Raw genomic sequence first — 649 nt, 5'->3', positions numbered from 1 at the left:
TAGACAATCACTTCAACGATACCGTTGGTGGTGGTGACTGGCTATGTGAACAGGACGTTGTTGAATATTTCGTAGAAAACGCGACTCGCGAGATGACCCAACTAGAACAATGGGGTTGTCCTTGGAGTCGTAAAGAAAACGGTGACGTAAACGTTCGTCGTTTTGGCGGAATGAAGGTAGAGCGTACATGGTTTGCTGCGGATAAAACCGGCTTCCACATGCTACATACGCTTTTCCAAACATCTATCAAATACAAGCAAATTAACCGTTTTGACGAATATTTCGTTGTTGACCTACTGGTTGAAGATGGTCAAGCACAAGGTCTTGTCGCTATTCACATGTCTGAAGGCGAGTTGATCTGTATTAAAGCTAAGTCTGTTGTACTAGCAACAGGTGGCGCGGGTCGTGTTTACAACTGTAATACGAACGGCGGCATCGTAACTGGTGATGGTATGGCTATGGCGTTCCGCCACGGTGTACCACTACGTGATATGGAATTCGTTCAGTATCACCCAACAGGTTTACCTGGTACTGGCATCTTGATGACGGAAGGTTGTCGTGGTGAAGGCGGTATCATGCTAAACAAAAATGGCTACCGTTACCTACAAGATTACGGTATGGGTCCTGAAACCCCTATCGGTGAGCCTAA

The 649-nt window shown here is 46.2% G+C and carries 1 protein-coding gene; it reads left to right on the top strand.

The window, feature by feature from the left end:
* Positions 1 to 649 (top strand): FAD-binding protein (locus C9J12_RS30305; protein WP_146150148.1); only part of this gene is annotated, 649 nt, incomplete at both ends.

It is taken from the genome of Photobacterium frigidiphilum (genome assembly GCF_003025615.1).
Taxonomy (GTDB): Bacteria; Pseudomonadota; Gammaproteobacteria; order Enterobacterales; family Vibrionaceae; genus Photobacterium; species Photobacterium frigidiphilum.
Note: the sequence above shows the minus strand (reverse complement) of the source record. Positions and strands in the feature narration are given on the sequence as shown.